Genomic DNA, 20347 nt, shown 5'->3' with positions numbered 1-20347 from the left:
GATCTCCTCTGCCGCAACGACAGCGAGACGCGGCCCAGGCATTAAGCCAGCCAGCGAATTAGCTTGACGGAACGTCGGTTATCGGCTCTTCAAAACAGGCGGGGGAGTGCTTCCAAAAGGGGCTGCTTCTTAGCGGCACTTGATGGCGATTTCTCCCGCGATATAGGAAGTTAGAACTGTTCAGCCAGGGCCCGGTTGACGGCGGTGATGTCCAGGAAGGCAGGGTCAAAAGGCACAACGTCATGATCGAAAAGTGGAAAGCTCCGGGCTGCTCGACGCCCACGGTGCGGGAGATGCCGTCAAGCGCCTCAACGCCTCGCTGGAGGACCTTCTTGAGGACCCTGTCATCGTTACGCGGTTCTCCCCCATTTCCGCCGGGACCGGGCATCAAGGGGCGCTGTCATGAAGCCTGTTCTTGTCGTGATGGGAGTGTCGGGGGCCGGTAAATCCACCGTCGGGTACGCGCCGGCCGAACGGACGGGCGCCGTTTTCATCGACTCGGATTCCCTTCACCCGGCCGCAAACGTGCAGAAGATGGCTGCCGGCAATCCTCTGGATGACCAGGATCGGCGGCCGTGGCTGGAACTTGTGGGAGCTGAACTCGCGTCATGGCATCCCGATGGGATCCTTGTTGCTTCTTCGACGTTGAAACGCGCCTATCGGGATGCCATCAGGGCTCAGGCCCCGCGACGGTGTTCGCGCAGCTCAGCGTGGATCTTCCGGTCTGGAGAACCGGGTGGCCCAGCGCCCCGGTCACTTCATGGCCCCCTCGCTCCGTGGAACCACGCGGGATGACGTCATCCTTCCCGGCTCCGATTTCCCCGGCAACAGCCTGGCGCACGTCGGTCTCGCGTCCCCCGAATCCACCCGGACCAGGTGATTCTGCGCCGCGTCACCAGGACCGGTCAGGCACCGGCAGGTATCTTCGCGTCCAATGGGAATAAGCTCTGATTACGTTCAGTTATGAGTGCAGTCACTTCCAAATGGGATCAGTAAGTAGGTTTCCTGTTCCCCGGGGCCGAACATCGGCTTGGCGCGGTGGTGATGCTCTGACCCTTCGAATGCAAAGGACGAACTCTCATGACCTTGTCTTCTCTTTGGCAACCCTTCACCCTTGGCCGCGTGGACCTTCCCCACCGGCTTGCGCTGGCACCAATGACCCGAAGCCGTTCCAACCCGGATGGCACACCGGGTGACCTGGCCGCTGAATATTACGGGCAGCGCGCATCCCTGGGATTGATCATTACCGAGGGCGTGCAACCGTCAGGGGATGGGCAGGGCTATCCGAATACGCCGGGGATTTACACCCCTGAGCAGATCGAGGGCTGGCGAAAGATCACCGACAAGGTGCACGCGGGCGGTGGGGCGGTGTTCATCCAGCTGATGCATGTGGGCCGGATGTCCCACCCGGACAACACCCCCCACCACCGTCAGCCGGTGGCACCGTCGGCGATCTCCGCCGACCAGGAAATATTCACGCCAACAGGATTGCAGAAGACGCCGACGCCGCGAGAGCTAAGCATCGAGGATATCCGGACCACCGTGGCTGAGTTTCGTCACGCCGCCGCCTCGGCCATCGCGGCCGGCGCTGACGGGGTCGAAATCCATGGCGCAAACGGCTATCTCCTGCACCAGTTCCTCTCCCCCAACGCCAACCACCGCACCGACTCCTACGGCGGAACGGTAGAAAACCGGTCCCGGTTCGTGATCGAGATCGCCCAGGCTGTGGCCGGGGAAATCGGAGCGGACAGGGTTGGCATCCGCCTCTCCCCCGCCATGCCCCTGGGTGGAATCGACGAAGGTGACACCGAGAGTGTGCGCGCCCAGTACCGGCACCTTGTCGGTGAGCTCGCGACCCTGAACCTGGCCTACCTGCACGTTCATCACCTGGGCGATGACGAGCTGCTCCGATCCCTCAGGGACGTATGGCCGACGGCGGTCCTGGTGGTCCGTTACGGGCGCAACCGCGAACAGATCGCCGGTGACATCGAGGCCGGCCTTGCCGACATCGCCCCGCTGGGCCGTTTCGCGCTTGCCAACCCCGACATCGTCGAGCGGTTGCGTTCCAACGCCCCGCTCAACGAAATGGACCCCACAACCCTCTATGGTGGCGGCGCAGCCGGGTACACCGATTACCCGGTACTTGCCAACGCGTGATCCGGCGCCCAAGGCCGGCCGCCCTGGCTGCTCCCCTCGCAGCCATAGGCGGGCGGGTCCCCAAAGAAGCATCACCACCATCCGCGCCGGCCGGCGCGGATGCAGTCCCGTCATAAGAAAGACCAAGAAAATGCCCTCACTCAATGGAGCAGTCGTCCTCGTCACCGGTGCAAACGGCGGCATCGGAACCCACTTCGTCCATGACGCCCTCGCCCGCGGCGCCAGCAAGGTCTACGCCACCGCCCGCACCCCCCGCGCCTGGGAGGACGAGCGCATCGTCCCGCTCACCCTCGACGTCGCCGACTCCGCCTCCATTCAGGCAGCGGTCGCAGCCGCCGGGGACGTCTCGGTGTTGATCAACAACGCCGGAGCCTCAGTGGCAAGCCCGGGCATCCTCACCCACACGGACGCGGAGATCCGGACCAACGTCGAGACGAACTTCCTCGGCCCGCTCTTCCTCGCCCGCGCCTTCGCGCCGATCCTGTCCGCGAAGGATGACTCCGTGATCATCGACATCCACTCCGCCATGAGCTGGTACGCGGTCGGCGGCATTTACAGCGCGACCAAGGCCGCCCTATGGTCGGCGACCAACTCGCTGCGGCTGGAGCTCGCCCCCGAAGGCGTCCATGTGGTGGGCGTCCACGTCGGGTACGTCGACACGGCGATGGCTTCGAACGCCACCGGTCCCAAGATGGACCCTGCCGATCTCGTCCGCACGGTGCTGGATGCCGTCGAAGCCGGCGAGTACGAGGTTCTCGCCGACGAGACATCCGTCCAGCTCAAGGCCGGACTCAGTGCCCCCATCGAGGCCCTTTACCCTCAACTGACCCACACCAAAGCCTAGAAAGGATCGGCGGTGCCGTGGCCATGACTCAAGATCATGACCACGGCACCACTCAATGCCGGTTCATCGAACCGCCATGGCAGGCTCCGAGCAGGGATGACCCAGCACCTCACCCACATAGGCAACTTGACAAATATCTGAGTAAACTCATAATTGATTGTAATCGGGATTGGAAAGCTGTCCGTCCCACAGCCCACTTACGGAAGGAGCAACACGGCATGCGAGCGTTCGTCGTCACCAAGTACAAGGAGCCGCTGCGCGAAGCCGAGGTCCCTGAGCCGGCCGTCGGCGAACGGGACGTGCTCGTGCAGGTTCAGGCAGCAGGCCTGAACCAGCTGGACGAGAAGATCCGGCTGGGTGAGTTCAAGCAGATCCTTCCCTACAAGCTCCGGCTGATCCTCGGCAACGACGTCGCTGGCACCGTCCTGCAGGTAGGGGCCAAGGTGCGCGGATTCAAGTCCGGCGATGAGGTCTATGCCCGCCCCAACCAACACCGCATCGGCACATTCGCCGAGCGCATTGCCGTCGCCGAGGAAGACCTTGCGCTCAAGCCCGCCTCGGCCAGCATGGCGGAAGCGGGCTCCCTGCCGCTCGTAGCGCTTACGGCATGGCAGGCCCTCATCGAGCAGGGCAACGTTGGTCCAGGGCAGAAGGTTCTTATCCACGCCGGCGCCGGCGGGGTTGGCTCGATCGCCATCCAGCTCGCCAAGCACCTCGGCGCGACCGTTGCAACCACCGCGAGCAGCTCCAACGCCGACTTCGTGCGGGACCTCGGCGCGGACATCGTCATCGACTACCGCACCCAGGACTTTGAGCAGCTCCTGAGCGGATTCGACCTGGTGCTCGACAGCCTTGGCGGCGAGAACCTGCAGAAGTCACTGCGCATCCTCAAGCCCGGTGGGAAGGCGATTGGGATCGCAGGCCCGCCTGATCCGGTGTTCGCCCGCAAAGCAGGCCTCAACCCCGTGATGCGCCTGGCGGTCACCGGGCTCAGCAGCAGGATTCGGAGGCAGGCCAGGAAGCTCGGCGTCAGCTATGAGTTTCTCTTCATGCGAGCCAGCGGCGACCAACTGCGCCAGATCAGCGCTCTGGTTGACGCCGGCGTGCTGCGCCCCCTCGTTGGGAAGGTCTTCACCTTCGAGCAGACCCCACAAGCGCTCCAGTCCCTGGCCGCGGGCGGCATCCGCGGCAAGGCAGTGCTCACCGTCAACAACTGACCCGCCACCAACCTTTCAGCCCGCAGACCATCCAGGAGAACAAGTGGACAACGCCGAAACCCCGAAGAAGCCCATTGTCACCTCGTACGCCAAAGCACCCGCTAGCACCGTCGCCGCCGGCGGTGTCACCTACGCCTACCGCGAGCTGGGACCGAAGGGCGGCATCCCCGTCGTGTTCTTCGTACACCTCGCCGGCACTCTGGATAACTGGGATCCCCGTATCATCGACCCCATCGCGAAGAACCGCCACGTCATCACCTTCGACCAGCCAGGTGTCGGCGCATCCACCGGACAGGTTCCCGACAGCATCGAGGTAATGGCCGACGACGCCCATACCTTCATCAAGGCCCTCGGGTTCGACAAGATCGATTTGTTCGCCTTCTCACTGGGCGGCATGATCGCCCAGGACCTGGCCATCAAGCACCCCGACCTTGTCCGCAAACTGGTGCTGACCGGAACCGGCCCGCGGGGAGGCAAAGATATCGACAAGGTCGTCGGCACCACCTACCGGGACATAATCCGCGCCACCCTGACACGGTCGGACCCCAAGGAGTTCCTGTTCTTCAACCGCAACACCACCGGCAAGACTGCCGCGAAATTCTTCATCAAGCGCCTTCAGGAGCGCACCGTCGACCGTGACAAGCCGATCACCACCCGTGCATTCCAAACCCAGCTGAAGGCAATCCAGAAGTTTGGCCGCTCCGCCCCGTCGGACCTGTCCACACTCGAGCACCCGACACTCATCGCCAACGGCGACAACGACCGCATGGTGCCCTCGGTCCTCTCCGAGGACCTGCACCGGCGCATCAAGGGATCCGAACTGATCATCTACCCCGACTCAGGCCACGGCGGGATCTTCCAGTACCACGCCACGTTCGCCCCCGCCGCCGTCGAATTCCTCACCCGCTGACGATCCCCTCTCGCGATCAGAAGGCACCCATGGGCACCTCCCCGTCAACCACGCAACCCCGCGTGAAAAAATACTTCACTTCCTCGATCCGGCTGTGGGTGCGCAGCGACCAGCCCCGCCACACCGGAATGGACTACTGGAAGGGTCCGCACTCCGGCATCATCGCCGCCACCCCCGGTCTGGCGGAGTACCGGCAGATCCACCTGGCCGAACACAACCCCGGCCTCTTGCCAGCCACCGCCGGGATGGAGACCACCATCCCCGGTGACCGCAGGATCGACGGCATCGCTGAAGTCACCTTTCAATCCGCGCTCTCCCCGCTACGGGGACGCAAGCAGACCGCCCTGGCGTTCAAGGACGAGATCAATGTGTTCCGCCGCACGCTGCTCTACGCCGCTCCGAACGCCTCCCGCTGGTACGACGTCGCCTCCCCGGCAAAAACAGTCGGCTCACGCGCCATCGTTTACCTCCGTCGCCGCCGTGGCGTCCGCCCGGTCGAATTCCGGAAGTTCCTTCAGAAAGAACTCATTCCTGCCCTGGCCGGCACCGGCTTGCTGACGGAACTACGCACCCAGTCGTTCATGCCCTGGATCGAAAAAATGTGGGACACACCCCACGTCGCGCACGACAACCCGAGCCACGAGCGCTTCCATGCCTCGGTCGTGCTGGGCTTCGCCGACGAAGCGGCCCGCGACGCCTTCTTCAGCAGCAGCACCGTTGAGAAGCTGTCACACCAGTTGACCCCGCTGGCCTCTGCGATTCACGCCTACGACGTCGAGGCAGCCCTCACCTTTGTCAGGCAGGGCCGCACCCTCCCCGACTACGAAGAGTAGACATACCGCCGGAGGGACCGGGGCTCACCTGATCGCTATACTCATTACTGAGTCCAGTCATTTACGGAGGAACCCCATGACCGTCGCGTCACAACCACTCGGACGGCGCGAGCGGAACAAGCAACAGAAACTCGACCGCATCACCCTCGCAGCCAGCGAACTGTTCGCGGAACACGGAGTCGAGGAGGTCACAACCCAGCAGATCGCTGACAAGGCCGACATCGGCACTGGAACCCTGTTCCTCTACGCAAAGACCAAGGGGGAACTCCTCCTGCTCGTGCAGAATGCCCACTACGCCGAAGCGCTCGAGCGGGGCCGGGCGGAAGCTGAAACCATCCCGGATGTGCTGACCGCGGTGATGTCCATCGTGCGGCCGATAGTGGAGTGCAACCGTGTCCAGGTCGCCAACGGGCGCACCTACCTGCGGGAGATGGTCTTCGGCGACCCGACGGAGCCACACCACAGCGAAGCCCTCTCCATCGTCGCGCAGACCGAGGAGGCCATCGCCGCGGTCCTGGCCAGGGAGGAGCCGGCCGGTTCCGGCGATGCCGCAACGACAGCACGCATCATCTCGGCGATCATGTTCATCAGCATGGCAGCAAGCGTGAACGCCGCCTTGAGTACCGAGGCCATCGTGCACGACATACGGACCCAAATCAGCCTGCTGATGCCCCGCTGACGCTTCGCCAAGACTTCCGGACAGGCCTGGAGCTCAACCGGCGGGAACACGGGAGTCATATCGCATCAGATTTGCAGCCAGCAGGATCGCCAGCCGACATGCGAGATTCACTTCCACCCTTGCGGATAACACAGCCCTCCCGCATTACGCCCGTCCCCGCTGTCGTGAATATTGCATGTCCGGCGACCAGTGAGACCGACTCTTATATCAGGTTGAAATACACCCCAACCTGACAAAGGGGGCTTGTTGGGCCCATGTAGACAGGGACCTTAGTCCATTCCACCAAGAGGCCGAGCCCACCGCCGCCCACAGCCAGGGACAATTCTCCTGGGTTGTCCACCGCTGCTGCTGCTCCGGTAACTAATCCAGGGGCTCACAATATCCAGCCGTGGGTAACCCGACTTGACCCAACTGTGGACGGAACTGAGTCATCCAGTGCAGCTTGTCCGAGTCTCGCCAGGTTGACGGAATACGCATTATCGGCTCTTCACCTTAGTAATAAGGGGACCGGCGCAAAGAGGCCAATGAGCATCTTTAGCCTCCTGTGGACATCGCCAGGCCAGCTGCGCGAGCAGCAACTCTTGCATTGTTGCAATAGCTTAGCCCGGTTCGCTTACGGCAGAACAGGCCCAGAAGCTTCCCCTCATCATCCCCTACTGCAAGTCGACGGCGGCCTGCTGACTGCAGAGTTGTGGTGGCAGCACCAAGAGACTGTTGCGGTTCTACTGTTCTGCCAAGGATCGTCCCAAAACCACTTGCCTTTGTAGTACCAGTGGTCTCCGCAGGAATATCAGAACGCTCCAAAGTCGTTAGGAGCCGCCCGTTCAAATCCACGATGAGCGCAAAATGAACGTGGTCATCGGCGAAGAACCTACGGACTTCTTCGACGCTGCTGTCTTCCGATAGGGTCTTCGGGCAGGTAATCATGGCGTCTTTGACACAGCGCGGATTTAGGGTTTCAAGCATGTGGGCGTCCAGTTAGTCGAATAGGTGCCTGGTCTGTCGCAGACTAGAGGAACCGGATCATGCACGTCTTGCTCAGGGCCCTTCGCTGAGCGTTAGCGGGCTCGAAGTGCTTAGTGCGACCTGTGAACCAGTCCGGTCCAGGGCACACGCTAAAAGGACGGCTGCCTCTCGCCAGCACCACGTGCGACGCTAACCGCTGCTGCAGGTGTCCGTCCTAAGGCCGCGATGCGTTCAGGTGCAAGGGCAATCTCTACGGCTCGGCGAAGAGCGCCGGTGACTCCCGCTTTTTCTCCGAGAAGGCTTGGTCTGATAACGAGGCTACGGACGGCAAGTGGTTGGGAACTCTGATAGACGCGTCCACGGACGGACGCGATGACAGTGTCGCTGGCCGCAGCCACAAGTCCTCCAATGACGACAGTGGCTGGATTTATTATCTGTACAAGGAGAGCTGCGGCGTCGCCAACAATTTCTGCCGCTCTCCTCACTTCGAGAACGGCACTGGGATCGCCTTCTTCCAGCAGTTTGGCGAGTTTCCGGGACGCATACGGATCAAACGGGAAGCCGGCGCCATCGCCCCGTAGCTTCCCCAGGATGGCCCGGGTCGAGGTTACCGCTTCCAAACACCCGACACGTCCGCAACCGCACAGCACGTCGTGGCTGCCGCTGGCTGGAGTGTGCGCGATGTCCCCGGCCGAGCCGTCCTTGCCTTGAAAGATCGACCCGTCCTCCAGCACGACACCGCATCCGATTCCGCTGCCTATTTTGAGGAAAACCATCGGAAGCTCAGCCGGTGTCAGCGCCAGCGCCTCCCCCGCAGCCATCATGTTTGCGTCGTTGTGCAGTTCCACTGCCCAGCCGAAGCGGGCATGCAGCTCAGAGGCAATCGGGTAACCATCCCACCCGGGCAGGAGCGTCGGCCGGACGACCGTCCCGTTTACGTCGTCAATGGGGCCAGGAAGCGCAATGACGAAGGCGCGGACCGCCGACTCGGTCAGCGACAGGGAATGAAGCAAGTCCAGAAGCCGTGCGCAAATCTCTTCCAGGACCTCCCCAGGACCCGGCGTCATCTCAATGTCGTCGGCCAGTTCGGAGGCGAGCACGCGGCCTGAAAGGTCGCCGACAGCCAGCATGGCGCCGACCGCCCCCAGTTCGGCAACCAGAACAACGCCCGCCGTGTTGTTCATGGCTAGTTGGTAGATTGGGCGGCCGCGGCCGCCCAATCGCTTGGCGCCAACCTCCGCCAAGACTCCCTGCTGGATCAGATGATCCACATGAGCGCCGACTGTGGAAGGAGACAAGGAAGTCTTGGCGGAAAGCTCAGCCCGGTTGTCCCCACCATGCAGTGCCACCAGAACTGCCAGGCGGCTTCGGATCTCATCAACCTTCTGAACCGTCATTACGAGCGCCCTTCAATACACCTGATTATTTGCATATATGGATTATTTTAGCGGATTGTGAAACTAAATTTGGCTGGATAGATTCGAATAGTGCTCAGCTAGTAACTGTCTTTGCAGTTGCGGCCATCAACGATGAAAGGTAGCCATGACCCTCTCCGTCCAGCTCTATAGCTTGCGGGACCAGCTTCTAGATGACCGGGCCGGGACCCTGCAGCAGCTCGCAGAAATCGGTTTTGACGAATTCGAACCCTTTGGCCTTGGTGAGAGTGGCATCGCGCTTGAAGAACGTCTCTCCGATGCCCGAGCCCTTTCCAAGGTGTGCGCCAGCTTGGGCGTGTCAACGAGTATCACTCATGCTGCCGTGCCCGCCGACTTGGATGAACTCATCGCCGAGCTTGATGCCCTCGGCGCGAGGACGATCATCGTGCCAAACCCGAAAAAAGTATCCGGCTTCGACGCTCAGATCTTCGAAAGCCCCTCCCGGATAGCCCAGTTCGCGGACCGAATGAATACTGTGGCGGAAAAGCTCGCTTCCCACGGAATCGCCCTCGGGTATCACAACCACGAATTCGAGTGGTCCGGGGCGTCCGGCCGGGAAGGCATGGCGGCTCTGTGGGATCTGCTGAGCCCGGCGATTCGGGCGGAAGTGGATATCTACTGGGCCACGGTCGCCGGCATCAACGTTCCCGATTATCTTCGTTCCATCAGCGACCGCGTGATCGCTCTTCACGTCAAGGACGGCCCCGCTCAGCGTGGCCTTGGCCAGACGCCGCTTGGCACCGGGGACGTTGATGTTGGGGCATGCCTCGCCGCGGCTCCTGAGGCGGCAACCGTTCTGGAGATCGACGTAACCGATCTCGACCGGCTGACACTTCTTAAAGACAACGCGCGATGGTTGAAAGCAGCCGCCTGATCGATGCCGGCAGCGAAGATGGCGGGTCCCTGGTTTCCAGGGCCCGCCATCTTTATGGGCTTCGTCGTTTACTTGCTGAATCCCGCAGTCAGCCCGGCGACAAGTTGGCGGCGTCCGATCATGTAAAGGACAACCAGGGGTATCACGGAGAGCACCACAGCCGCGAGGATTGCTGGGGCGTTGATGGAGAACTCGCCCTGGAACGCCCAGAGCGAGAGTGGGAGCACGCGGTTGTCTGAGCTTTGCGTGAGGATAAGCGGGAACAGGAATCCGTTCCAGACGTTCAATGCGTTGTACACGGCGATAGTTGCGATTGCCGGCCGGATCAGCGGGAACGCCAGCCGCCACATCATCGACCAGTCAGAACATCCGTCCAGCCTCATCGACTCGAAAAGCTCATTGGGTACATCACGCAGGAAGTTGGCCAGGATCAGCACCGAGACAGGCACTGCAAAGGCAATTGATGGAAGTATTAGCGCCAGAAGCGTGTCATAGAGGTATAGGCGTGTAATACCCCAATAGATCGGGATGATGGTTGCCTGCAGCGGGATCGCAAGGCCAAGCAGCAGGAGCTGATTGATTCCGCCCAGGAGCCGACCTGAGCCGCGGACGAGGGCGTAAGCGGCCATGAAGGAAACGAGGACGGCGGGGATTACTGCCCCTACCGTCACGATGACGCTGTTGCTGAAGTAGCGCAGGAAGTCGTTTTCGAGAACGAGCTGGTAGTTGTCCAGCGTCGGGCTCGTGGAAGGCAGGAGCGGGTTGGATGCGAAGAACGCCTGCTGGTCTTTGAAGCTGGTGATGACCACGTAGTAGAGCGGGATGATGATGATCGCCAGCCACACCCATCCGGCGGCACCGCCAGTGATGTTTCGCCGCCCAAATCCCGTACTCCCTGTCCCCTGCCGTTGCTTCATGGACGGAAGCGTCCGAGTATTTTGTGTCATTTAGGCACCTTCCATTTGGCTTGCCTGACGATTCTTTCCGCCGAGTCGTTGGAGCAGCAGGGCAAGTGCGAGACCGAAGACCGCGAGAATCACACCGAGGGCACTGGCGGCGCCCATGTCATTACCGCGGAACCCTTCCAGATACATCCGGAGAGCCAGCACGCTCGTTGCGTTTCCCGGTCCACCACCGGTGAGTACGAAGATCAAGTCAAAGTACGTGAGGGTACCGACGACCATGAGCGTTGTTGAAGTGATGAACGTGTACTTCAGCTGCGGAAGCGTAATCGCGAAGAACTGCTGTACTTTACTGGCGCCATCAATTTGCGCTGCCTCGTACAGCGATGCGGGTATCTGCCGTGCCCCACCTTGGTAGACCAGTATGTGGAAGGGGATGTGCGACCACGAGAGGACAAAGATCACCACACCGAGGGCTAGATCCGGATTTCCAAGCCAGTCCTGGGAGAGTAGTGGAATCGGAATTGCAGCGCTCATCCCGAAGTTGGGATCAAGGAGCGCCATAAACATGATTGCCACGGCAGCGTTGGAGAGCAGCAGCGGAATGAAATAAAGTACGGCGAGAACTGCCCGGTAGCGCTGCTGGCCGGCTGTGAAGACGCCGAGCAACAGACTGACGGGGATCTGCACTGCACAGCTGAGAAGAATCACCTTAAGAGTAATCCAGAGCGAATTACCGGTTAAAGGGTCGGTAAGGACGCTTGCCCAGTTCGCGAAGCCGGCCCAGGTTATCTGACCGATACCGTCCCAGTGCATGAAGCTTAGGACGAACACGCCGCCAAGGGGCAGGACGGCGAAGAGGAAGAAGAAGACCAACGCCGGTGCGGTCAGCCAGGCTGAGGGCCCGTGCCGAAGGGTCTTGCGGCGACCGGGAGGGGCGCCCCCCGCCTTGTGGGCGGAGGGCGTCCTTGGGGAAGCTGTTGAAATGCTCATTTCTTGCTCGCGGCATTCATAGCGTCGACGAACTGTTGGGGGACTTCTGCTTAAGGAAGACCTCTCCGAGGTTGTTTAGCAGAGTATCTGCCAGTGCCGGGTCTATCGCCTGGTCCCACGAGAGTTCAAACTTGGAGGCGTCCTCGGCCAGCCCGTAGGTGAACTTGAGGAAGTCGGCATCGGCTGCGGAATCGAGTTTGCTGTCCACACCCTTCAACGGGGGGACTGCTCCGGTTCCGATAATGCCACCGACGTATTCGTCATCGAAGAGCTCGGTGGCCAGGAACTCTTTGGCAATGTCCTTCTGGGCATCTGAGGCCTTGGAGGAAACCGAGAAGAAATTCGAAGGTGTGCCGACGACATAGGAGGGGTCACCCTTGCCGCCTGCGACCTTCGGGAAGGGAAAGTAACCCAGCTTGTCGCCGGCGATGAAGTCTGGGGCTCCCTTCTTCATGGTCTGGTACTGGGACGAAACCTGCAGCGACATCGCGGCCTTGCCGGTGTAAAGCAGGGCAAGCTCGGAGCCAGAGTTGGAAGCAGTTGAAGCGAATCCCTCCTGGAATGCTCCGGCGTCAACGAGCTGCTGGATCTTCGTAAGTGCATCTTTTACTGCAGGGTTTGACCAAGCGTCCGCCTCGCCCTTAGCGATGCGTTCGAAAATACCGGAGCCTCCCTGTCGGTCAATGAGGTACTCGAGCCAGATCAGTTCCGGCCACTTGGACTGGCCACCTAAAGCGAATGGGGCCACGCCCTGGGCTTTGAGTTTGGGCACGGCTGCAACCAGTTCGTCCCACGTGGTGGGAGGCTGGACTCCCGCTGCGGCAAAGATGTCCTTGTTGTAGTAGATCAGCGAGGGATTTATTTTGTTCATCGGCAGCGCATAGGTCTTGCCGTCAATCACGCCGTTCTTCATCACGCTGGGAAGGTAACGGTCGGTAACCTCAGGCTTTTTGCTAACCAAACCGCTGAGATCTTCCACAGCGCCGGCATCAACATAGGAATCCAGGACCCCGCCAGTCCAGTTGAAGATCAGGGTAGGGGCCTGACCAGCACCGACGGCTGTACGAATCTTGGACTTGTAGGCGTCCGAGGCAAAAAATTCCACGGTAATTTTTTTGTCCGGGTGTTCGCGATTCCAGGAATTCACAGCGGACGCGATGACGGGCTGATCCCCGGAGGTAATCGACCACATCGTAGCTGTGGATCCGGACTGCTGTCCCGGGCCACCGCTGCCGCAGCCGACGACGGTGATCCCCATGGCGGTAGCGACCGCCATGGACGCCAGCACGCGGCGCTTGGGGAAAAACGAGTTGAGTTTGAGCACCAGAAGGACCTTCTCTCCGTTGAGGTAATCGGCTAAGCGACGCCGTTGTAAAAAAGCTCAAGTGCGGGGTCTCACGCTCTGCACCACTAATTCGAATCTAATCGGCCCTAATTAGTTAGGCAATGCTCTGAATAAATCAAAAAATAGAATTATTATGGATCAATACAGTTCGCGGGTCTGAGCTTGATTCCCCTCTTGTGTGGACGTAATCTTGCCTACATCTCACGCTCTCCCCTTGACCTTGCGCACCGCTCTGGCGCGCATGAAGCAACGAGGAGACCCAACACAGTGGCATTTCTAAAGACATCCGCCGGTAGTCTCACCAATGAGAGTGCGAAACCGATCGGCATAGGCATCGTCGGAACCGGCGTTATCTTTGACGCCTACGCCCGCGGCCTCGGGCTGGATCCCCGGGTCGAAATCTTACGGGTGGCGGATCTAGACACCCTACGGGCCCGAGAGGCGGCAGCTCGTTGGGGCATCCCGAAATCCGGAACCGCGGAGGAACTGCTGGCTGACGGCGACATCTCCGTCGTCGTCAATATCACTCCGCCCGCGGCTCACTCTTCCCTCACGCGGGCGGCCTTGAATGCCGGCAAGCACGTCTATGTGGAAAAGCCTCTCGCCCTCACCCGCGAAGACGCCCAAGGCGATATCGAGCTGGCGACGGCCCGTGGATTGAAGCTAGGTTGCGCACCTGACACTTATCTTGGCCAGGCGGGTCAAACTGCCCGCTATGCAGTCGACGCCGGTCTCATCGGCGAGGTTTTTGCGGCCTCATCATTCATCATTTCATCCAGAACCGAAACCTGGCACCCGAATCCCGCAGCCTTCTTCGCACCTGGCGGTGGCCCGGCTCTCGACCTGGGCCCTTACCACCTTGCCCATCTGATCAATCTGCTGGGACCTGTTCGCGGCGTTCTGGGTGCCAGCCGGACGGTCCGCTCCCGCCTGCCGGTCAGCAGCGCCGGCCGCACTGCTGACTTCATCGATGTCAGCATCCCGACTCACACGAGCGCCGTCCTATGCTTTGACAGCGCGATCGCAACGGCGATGTACAGTTTTGAAATCTGGGACGCCGAGCTGCCACACCTCGAAATCTACGGCACAGAGGGCACGCTGATGCTTCCTAAGGCAAACCGGTTCGATGAACCTGTACGCATTATCCGTCGAAACGAGGAAGTGACCGTTCTCGAACCCGTCATTTCCAGGACGACACCCGAGCCTGCTTGGCCGTACCGCGCCCTTGGGGTATTGGATCTCGTCGAATCCTTAAGCGGCGGGACGCATAAAACCAGCGCCGACCGAGCCTTCCACATCCTCGATGTGCTTGACACCGTTTCCACACTTGACGAGCACGAAGGTTACCGGCCGATTTTCAGCACCTGCTCCCGTCCCGAACCGGTCTCCGCCGCTCCGCGAGTAAGCGCCTAGAGCAAGCTGGACACCGTAGGGCGCCATCCTTTGAAGGTGCAGACAGTCCCATGTCCGGACTGCCGTTTTGGGGCCAGCAGCACGACAGCTCGGTGCAACCGATGGGCGGCGAGCTTTGATTCAGAACAGCAAGGCCAATAAACCAACTGGCGAGCGAAACGCCAGCTCCGCGAAAAGTAGCCGCCATCTCGGGCCCGTACCCTGCCGGGGAACATCGAACCCGGGGGACGCTTTAGCGCCGCTTGCCCAGTGGTACCTCACCTAAGGGCCGGACAGGAATGTCATGAATCAACCTCGTACTGCTGGCACTGGCCGCCGGCGCAGGCTCACTCTTCATTGTTCACGTCACATCCAACACGTTCTGGCTGCTGCAATCCACGCTCGGCCAAACAACCCGCGGAACACTGAAGAGCTGCACCTTGGAGGTCTCCGTGGCATCCGTCGTCGCCCTGGCTTCACCCTCGTCCTCAGCATCTTTCATCTAAGAAGGAACCCCAGCAATGACTATCAACACCGCCATTTCCCCGCTTCAGGGTATCCGCGTACTGGAACTGGGCAACTACATCGCCGCACCCACAGCAGGGCGCATGCTGGCCGACTTCGGGGCGGAAGTCATCAAGATTGAACGCCCCCGTACCGGCGACGAACTCCGCAACTGGCGGCTCTACGCCGGGGACACCTCAATGCTTTACCGGACCATCAACCGGAACAAGAAATCCGTCGTGATCGACCTGCGCACCGAGGAAGGACGCCAGCTCGTCCTGGAACTCGCCGCAGCCTCCGATATCGTTCTGGAAAACTTCCGGCCTGGCACCCTGGAAAAATGGGGATTAGGACCGGAGGTGCTGAACGAAGCGAACCCAGACCTGATCCTGACCCGGATCTCCGCGTTCGGCCAAACCGGGCCCATGGCGTCCCGGCCAGGGTTCGCCGCTGTCGCCGAGGCCTTCGGGGGGTTCCGCGAGCTTGTCGGGGACCCGGACCGCCCACCCGTCCGGGTCGGCGTTTCCATCGGCGACACCATCGCCGGACTGTACGCAGCCTTCGGCGCGGTTATGTCCCTCTTCGAACGCGAGGTCAAGCGCGGGAAAACCCCGATCCCGCTGAGCCACCGGATGATGGACATCGCCCTGAACGAGGCAATGCTCTCTGTCACTGAGTCCCTGATTCCCGACCATACGGCCTTTGGAATTAAACGCCAGCGGACCGGCGGCAGGATGGAAGGGATCGCCCCCTCGAACGCGTACCTGTGCACCGACGGGAGCATCGTCGTAGCGGGCAACGGTGACGCTATCTTCAAGCGCTATATGGACGTCATCGGCCGACCGGACCTGGGCAATGACCCGAAGCTGCAGACAAACGCAGACCGGTGGGAACGGCGGGACGAACTGGACCACGCCATCGGGCAGTGGGCCCAAAACCTCACCACTAAGCAAGCCCTTGCCGTCCTTGACTCCGCCGGTGTGCCCGCAGGCCCCATCTACACCGCCGCGGACATCGTGTCCGACGACCAGTACGCAGCGCGGGACATGGTGCAAAGATTTGACGTTTCAACCGGTGAAGAAACCATCAGCAACGTGGCTTTTCCCGGGATTATCCCCGTCATTGGCGGCAAATCCCTGCCGATCAAGAACCTCGGTCCGGACCTGGGCGCGAACACCAGGGACGTCCTTGAACAGGTACTGGGAAAAACGGCGGACCAGGCCGACTTGCTCATAGCCAAAATGGAAAGGGAAACCGTATGAACACTACAAATGATTTTCGGCTCCGGGACGTCACCCTCCGGGACGGGCTGCAGCTCACTGGCGGCATGCTCTCAACTGAACGCAAAGCGGGCATTGTCCGGTCGTTACTGGCGGCAGGGGTGCCGGCAGTTGAAATCGGCTCGATGGCGCGCCCGGACCTGGTACCGTCGATGGCCAATACCCTGGAGCTCATCAGCGTCCTAACCGCCGAGGAACTGGAAAAGTGCTGGATCTGGGTGGCAACACCTCGCCACGTTGAAAGGGCCGCTGCCGCGGGGGCCGTGAACATGCAGTACTGCCTCAGCGTTTCCGACGCCCATAACCAAGCCAACATAGGCCGGTCCAGAGAGGCGAGCATGGCAGCCCTGCCCCAGACACTGGAGCACGCCCGCGAAGCAGGAGCCACCCTCCAGTTGTGTTTGGCCACCTCGTTCACGTGTCCCTTTGAAGGTGACATCGATCCGGACCGGGTACTGAAGCTCGTGGAAGACCCCCGGGGCGAGGGCGTAAGCGATGTCGTCATCTGCGACACCCTGGGGCACGCCGTGCCGGATCAAGTGAATGCCCTGATCCGCGAGGTGAGAGCTGCCGTGCCCGACCTTGGTGTGGTTTTTCACGGACACGACACGTGGGGGATGGGGGTCGCGAACGCGATAGCGGCCCTGGACGCCGGCGCCACCACCATTGACGGTGCACTCGGCGGGCTCGGCGGTTGCCCCTTCGCCCCCGGCGCCTCGGGGAATACGTCCACTGAGGACCTGCTCTTCGGCCTCCGCCCGGACTGGCTGAACCCGGAAAACTTCGCTGACCTCGTCCGGCTGGGCGAATCAATCACCAGCGAACTGCAAGAGGACAACAGGTCCAAGTCAGCGATGGGGGCTCGATCCAAAGCAGCGACATTCCAGTGGGTTATATCGAGCTGACCGCTTGTCGAAGTCAAGCGCCCACCGATCACCGGGTTATCCGTTTTGCGTCCTCCAGCATCATCCACCCACTCCTCGCACACCGCCAACGGCATCCGAAGAGTGGTGCCATGATGCTCAGCGCCCCAACAAGATCCGCCTGCCAGTCCGTCCTCGAACGACGGCGAGGGCTGGGTGCCGCTGCTGATGGCCAGCAGGAGGTCGCGGACTTCGTGGGTGAACGTGTGTTCCCAGCCGATGATGTGGCCCTGCGGCCACCAGGCGTCCATGTAGGGGCGCCCCGGTTCGCAGACCACGATCCGGCGGAATTCCTGCTCACATGCGGGTGCGATGGCGTCCAGGAACTGGAATTCGTTGAGGTTCTCGAGGTCGAAACGGTGGGCGCCCTTGTCACGTGCTGGACACCATGGTCTCGATCTCCGAGTCCATCGATGCGGGCACATTCGTGAACGTCGAAAGCTCGGCCCCGGTATCCCCCGCCCTCCCCGAGGACTGGGCACCGGAAACCGCCACCCTCTAAATCCAGCACGTAGTCCAGCCAGCAGGAAGCACGCAGGAACGCATCATGACCACACCCGCACACCCCTCCGATTCCACGCCCTCCCGTCCCCTGGGGGTGGCCGCGATCGGTTACGCCTTCATGGGCAAGGCGCATTCCAACGCCTGGCGGAATGTGGCCAGCTTCTTCGACGTCCCGGCCTTCGAGCAGAAGGTCCTCGTGGGCCGGGACGCGGACGCCGTGGCCGAGGCCGCCGCCAGGTACGGGTGGGCCGAATCGGCAACGGACTGGCGCACCGTGATCGAACGGGACGACATCGACATCGTAGACATCTGCGCCCCCGGCTGGATGCACGCGGAAATCGCGGTCGCCGCCCTGGCGGCGGGCAAGCACGTCCTGGTGGAAAAGCCCCTGGCGAACACCCTGGCCGAGGCCGAACTCATGACCGCCGCCGCTGCCAAAGCACGGGCCAAGGGCGTCCAGTCGATGATCGGATTCAACTACCGGCGTGTCCCGGCGCTGGCCCTGGCGAAGGAACTCATCGCCGAAGGCCGCCTGGGCACGGTCCGGCACGTCCGCGCCGCGTACCTGCAGGACTGGCTCGCAGACGCCCAGGCCCCCATGACCTGGCGGCTGCGGAAGGAAACCGCCGGGTCCGGCGCGCTCGGGGACATCGCCAGCCACGCCATCGACCAGGTCCTGTTCCTCCTGGGAGACCAGGTCACCGAGGTCAGCGGCCGGCTCACCACCTTCGTGGGCCGCCGCCCCGGCACCAACGGCATCGAGGACGTCACGGTCGACGACGCCGCTTGGGCAACGCTGGCCCTCACCTCCGGGGCGGTGGCCTCCGTGGAGGTCTCCCGCGTGGCCACCGGCCGGAAGAACTCCCTCCAGATCGAGGTCTACGGCGACAAGGGCAGCCTCCTGTTCGACCTGGAAAACCTCAACGAACTCGGCTTCCTGGACGCCACCGTCCCGGTCCGCGAACAGGGCTTCCGCCGGATCCTGGTCAACGAACCCGAGCACCCGTACCTGGCCGCGTGGTGGCCGCAGGGCCACATCATTGGCTGGGAGCACACGTTCACCCACCAGGTGCATGACTTCCTGCTGGCCGTCCGGGACGGAACCCAGCCCTCGCCGTCGTTCGAAGAAGGACTGAACGTCCAGTACGTCCTGGACGCGGTGGAGGAATCCGCTGCCAACAAAAGCACCCTCACCGTCGTCCGCCACTAGCACCCCCGTCCTCCAAGGAGCCTGACCATGCCCCGCCCGTTTACCCTGTTCACCGGCCAGTGGGCCGACCTGCCCTTTGAAGAAGTCGCCCGGCTCGCCTCCGGCTGGGGCTACGACGGCCTGGAAATCGCCGTGTCCGGGGACCACCTGGACGCCTGGCGCTGGGACGAACCCGGCTACGTCGAGTCCAAACTCGCCGTCCTGGAGAAGTACAACCTCAAGGTCTGGGCCATCTCCAACCACCTCAAGGGCCAGGCCGTCTGCGATGACCCCATCGACTTCCGCCACGAAGCCATCGTCGGGTCCAAGGTCTGGGGCGACGGCGACCCCGAAGGCGTCCGCCAACGCGCCGCCGAGGAAATGAAACACACCGCCCGGCTCGCCAAAGCACTCGGCGTGGACACCGTCGTCGGGTTCACCGGCTCCGCCATCTGGCAATACGTGGCCATGTTCCCGCCCGTCCCGGAGAAGGTCATCGACGCCGGCTACCAGGACTTCGCCGACCGCTGGAACCCCATCCTGGACGTCTTCGACGAATGCGGCGTCCGCTTCGCCCACGAAGTCCACCCCTCCGAGATCGCCTACGACTACTGGACCACCGTGCGCACCCTCGAAGCCATCGGCCACCGCGAAGCGTTCGGCCTGAACTGGGACCCCTCCCACATGATGTGGCAAGGCATCGACCCCGTCTCCTTCATCTGGGACTTCAAGGACCGGATCTACCACGTGGACTGCAAGGACACCAAGATCCGCCAGACCGGCCGCAACACCGTCCTGGGCTCCCACCTGCCCTGGGGCGACCCCCGCCGCGGCTGGGACTTCGTCTCCGCCGGACGCGGCGACGTCCCCTGGGAAGCCTCCTTCCGCGCCCTCGCCGCCATCGGCTACAACGGGCCCATCAGCATCGAATGGGAAGACGCCGGCATGGACCGCCTCCACGGCGCCCCCGAAGCACTCGCCGCCCTGAAAAAATACGACTTCCCCGCCTCCCAAACCAGCTTCGACGCCGCCTTCAGCAGCAACCCGAGGGCAATTCGTGGTGACCAAAGCCCTGACAATTCGGGCCCCGCTAGTGCTTAAGAACGGGAGTTGAATCCACGACTGCCGCCTTGCGTAAACCCGGCCCCAAGATGCCCATCAGCTTGATGTACACCCCAACCTGACACACCCAGGGCGCTTGGCTAAGAGACTTAGATCTGGTTCCACTGAGAGCCACGTTGCCGCCGCCAACACCCGGGGACAATTCCATGGGTTATCCACCGCTACTGCTGCCAGGGAGCCACCCCAACGCTCCCGAAGTTTAGCCGTGGATAGCCCGAATTGACCCCAAGTGTGGACGGATCAGAGTCACCGAAGCGGCTTGTCCGAGCCCAGCAGG

General features: G+C 62.0%; 20 protein-coding genes and 2 pseudogenes. 16 read left to right on the top strand and 6 right to left on the bottom strand.

All coding sequences use genetic code 11. From position 1 onward, the window contains the following. Positions 1-253: 253 nt before the first annotated feature. The 8 genes from NIBR502770_RS21475 to NIBR502770_RS06700 all read left to right on the top strand — a co-directional run bounded on the left by NIBR502770_RS21475 (position 254) and on the right by NIBR502770_RS06700 (position 6640). On the top strand, positions 254-406 hold the full coding sequence (locus tag NIBR502770_RS21475; protein WP_246857427.1) for a hypothetical protein: 153 nt from the start codon (positions 254-256) through the stop codon (positions 404-406). A gap of 330 nt (positions 407-736) precedes the next feature. Next, a complete protein-coding gene (locus NIBR502770_RS21175; RefSeq protein WP_168223090.1) occupies positions 737-880 on the top strand; it encodes a hypothetical protein in 144 nt (47 codons plus the stop codon). 200 nt (positions 881-1080) lie between these two features. Further along, positions 1081-2157: an alkene reductase gene (locus tag NIBR502770_RS06725; protein ID WP_141181442.1), complete on the top strand. Its 1077-nt coding sequence runs from the start codon at positions 1081-1083 to the stop codon at positions 2155-2157. 130 nt (positions 2158-2287) lie between these two features. After that, on the top strand, positions 2288-3001 hold the full coding sequence (locus NIBR502770_RS06720) for an SDR family oxidoreductase (RefSeq protein WP_141181441.1): 714 nt from the start codon (positions 2288-2290) through the stop codon (positions 2999-3001). A 218-nt stretch (positions 3002-3219) separates the two neighbouring features. Beyond that, a complete protein-coding gene (locus tag NIBR502770_RS06715; protein ID WP_141181440.1) occupies positions 3220-4218 on the top strand; it encodes an NADP-dependent oxidoreductase in 999 nt (332 codons plus the stop codon). 43 nt (positions 4219-4261) lie between these two features. After that, positions 4262-5128 (top strand): alpha/beta fold hydrolase, encoded by an 867-nt coding sequence (locus NIBR502770_RS06710; protein WP_141181439.1) that lies wholly within the window; start codon positions 4262-4264, stop codon positions 5126-5128. A 29-nt stretch (positions 5129-5157) separates the two neighbouring features. Continuing rightward, complete coding sequence (locus tag NIBR502770_RS06705) at positions 5158-5961, top strand: strictosidine synthase (RefSeq protein ID WP_141181438.1); 804 nt, start codon at positions 5158-5160, stop codon at positions 5959-5961. A 76-nt stretch (positions 5962-6037) separates the two neighbouring features. Then, a complete protein-coding gene (locus NIBR502770_RS06700; protein ID WP_141181437.1) occupies positions 6038-6640 on the top strand; it encodes a TetR/AcrR family transcriptional regulator in 603 nt (200 codons plus the stop codon). A gap of 534 nt (positions 6641-7174) precedes the next feature. On the opposite strand, the gene NIBR502770_RS06695 is transcribed toward NIBR502770_RS06700, so the two are convergent. Both NIBR502770_RS06695 and NIBR502770_RS06690 read right to left on the bottom strand, forming a co-directional pair. Beyond that, positions 7175-7606, bottom strand: a complete 432-nt coding sequence (locus tag NIBR502770_RS06695) for a CBS domain-containing protein (protein WP_141181436.1) — start codon at positions 7604-7606, stop codon at positions 7175-7177. A 149-nt stretch (positions 7607-7755) separates the two neighbouring features. Then, on the bottom strand, positions 7756-9003 hold the full coding sequence (locus tag NIBR502770_RS06690; protein ID WP_141181435.1) for an ROK family transcriptional regulator: 1248 nt from the start codon (positions 9001-9003) through the stop codon (positions 7756-7758). Positions 9004-9148: 145 nt separating this feature from the next. Here NIBR502770_RS06690 and NIBR502770_RS06685 point away from each other — a divergent pair, with 145 nt between their 5' ends. Continuing rightward, on the top strand, positions 9149-9916 hold the full coding sequence (locus tag NIBR502770_RS06685) for a sugar phosphate isomerase/epimerase (RefSeq protein ID WP_141181434.1): 768 nt from the start codon (positions 9149-9151) through the stop codon (positions 9914-9916). A gap of 68 nt (positions 9917-9984) precedes the next feature. Here NIBR502770_RS06685 and NIBR502770_RS06680 read toward each other — a convergent pair whose 3' ends face one another. Genes NIBR502770_RS06680 through NIBR502770_RS06670 form a run of 3 tightly spaced genes read right to left on the bottom strand, consistent with a single transcriptional unit; the run spans position 9985 to position 13135 of the window. After that, positions 9985-10833, bottom strand: a complete 849-nt coding sequence (locus NIBR502770_RS06680; RefSeq protein WP_246857478.1) for a carbohydrate ABC transporter permease — start codon at positions 10831-10833, stop codon at positions 9985-9987. Between the two features lie 30 nt (positions 10834-10863). Beyond that, positions 10864-11811: a carbohydrate ABC transporter permease gene (locus NIBR502770_RS06675; protein WP_141181432.1), complete on the bottom strand. Its 948-nt coding sequence runs from the start codon at positions 11809-11811 to the stop codon at positions 10864-10866. 16 nt (positions 11812-11827) lie between these two features. Next, on the bottom strand, positions 11828-13135 hold the full coding sequence (locus NIBR502770_RS06670) for an ABC transporter substrate-binding protein (protein ID WP_246857426.1): 1308 nt from the start codon (positions 13133-13135) through the stop codon (positions 11828-11830). A 288-nt stretch (positions 13136-13423) separates the two neighbouring features. Here NIBR502770_RS06670 and NIBR502770_RS06665 point away from each other — a divergent pair, with 288 nt between their 5' ends. The 4 genes from NIBR502770_RS06665 to NIBR502770_RS06650 all read left to right on the top strand — a co-directional run bounded on the left by NIBR502770_RS06665 (position 13424) and on the right by NIBR502770_RS06650 (position 17237). After that, a complete protein-coding gene (locus NIBR502770_RS06665) occupies positions 13424-14569 on the top strand; it encodes a Gfo/Idh/MocA family protein (protein WP_168223136.1) in 1146 nt (381 codons plus the stop codon). Between the two features lie 287 nt (positions 14570-14856). After that, positions 14857-15054 carry a hypothetical protein gene (locus NIBR502770_RS06660; protein ID WP_371416515.1) on the top strand — a complete coding sequence of 66 codons (198 nt, stop codon included), beginning with the start codon at positions 14857-14859 and terminating at the stop codon, positions 15052-15054. A gap of 15 nt (positions 15055-15069) precedes the next feature. Then, complete coding sequence (locus NIBR502770_RS06655) at positions 15070-16314, top strand: CaiB/BaiF CoA-transferase family protein (protein ID WP_141181430.1); 1245 nt, start codon at positions 15070-15072, stop codon at positions 16312-16314. Continuing rightward, entirely contained in the window at positions 16311-17237 is a 927-nt protein-coding gene (locus NIBR502770_RS06650) for a hydroxymethylglutaryl-CoA lyase (RefSeq protein ID WP_141181429.1), read from the top strand. The genes NIBR502770_RS06655 and NIBR502770_RS06650 overlap by 4 nt, the downstream gene beginning before the upstream one ends. 143 nt (positions 17238-17380) lie before the next feature. On the opposite strand, the pseudogene NIBR502770_RS21470 reads toward NIBR502770_RS06650, so the two are convergent. Beyond that, a pseudogene (locus NIBR502770_RS21470) lies at positions 17381-17629 on the bottom strand (gfo/Idh/MocA family oxidoreductase); the annotation flags it as partial. Here NIBR502770_RS21470 and NIBR502770_RS06640 point away from each other — a divergent pair. The 3 genes and pseudogenes from NIBR502770_RS06640 to NIBR502770_RS06630 form a co-directional block, all read left to right on the top strand. Next, positions 17629-17757 (top strand): annotated as a pseudogene (locus tag NIBR502770_RS06640) (gfo/Idh/MocA family oxidoreductase); the annotation flags it as partial. The pseudogenes NIBR502770_RS21470 and NIBR502770_RS06640 overlap by 1 nt on opposite strands. A 45-nt stretch (positions 17758-17802) precedes the next feature. Next, the gene (locus NIBR502770_RS06635; protein ID WP_141181428.1) at positions 17803-18969 is read left to right on the top strand and encodes a Gfo/Idh/MocA family protein; all 1167 of its coding nucleotides are present in this window, start codon (positions 17803-17805) and stop codon (positions 18967-18969) included. Positions 18970-18996: 27 nt separating this feature from the next. Continuing rightward, the gene (locus NIBR502770_RS06630) at positions 18997-20049 is read left to right on the top strand and encodes a sugar phosphate isomerase/epimerase (RefSeq protein ID WP_141181427.1); all 1053 of its coding nucleotides are present in this window, start codon (positions 18997-18999) and stop codon (positions 20047-20049) included. Positions 20050-20347 lie beyond the last annotated feature (298 nt).

This window comes from Pseudarthrobacter sp. NIBRBAC000502770 (assembly GCF_006517815.1).
Classification (GTDB): domain Bacteria; phylum Actinomycetota; class Actinomycetes; order Actinomycetales; family Micrococcaceae; genus Arthrobacter; species Arthrobacter niigatensis.
The sequence above is the reverse complement of the archived record's forward strand: the minus strand, read 5'-3'. Positions and strand labels throughout refer to the sequence as shown.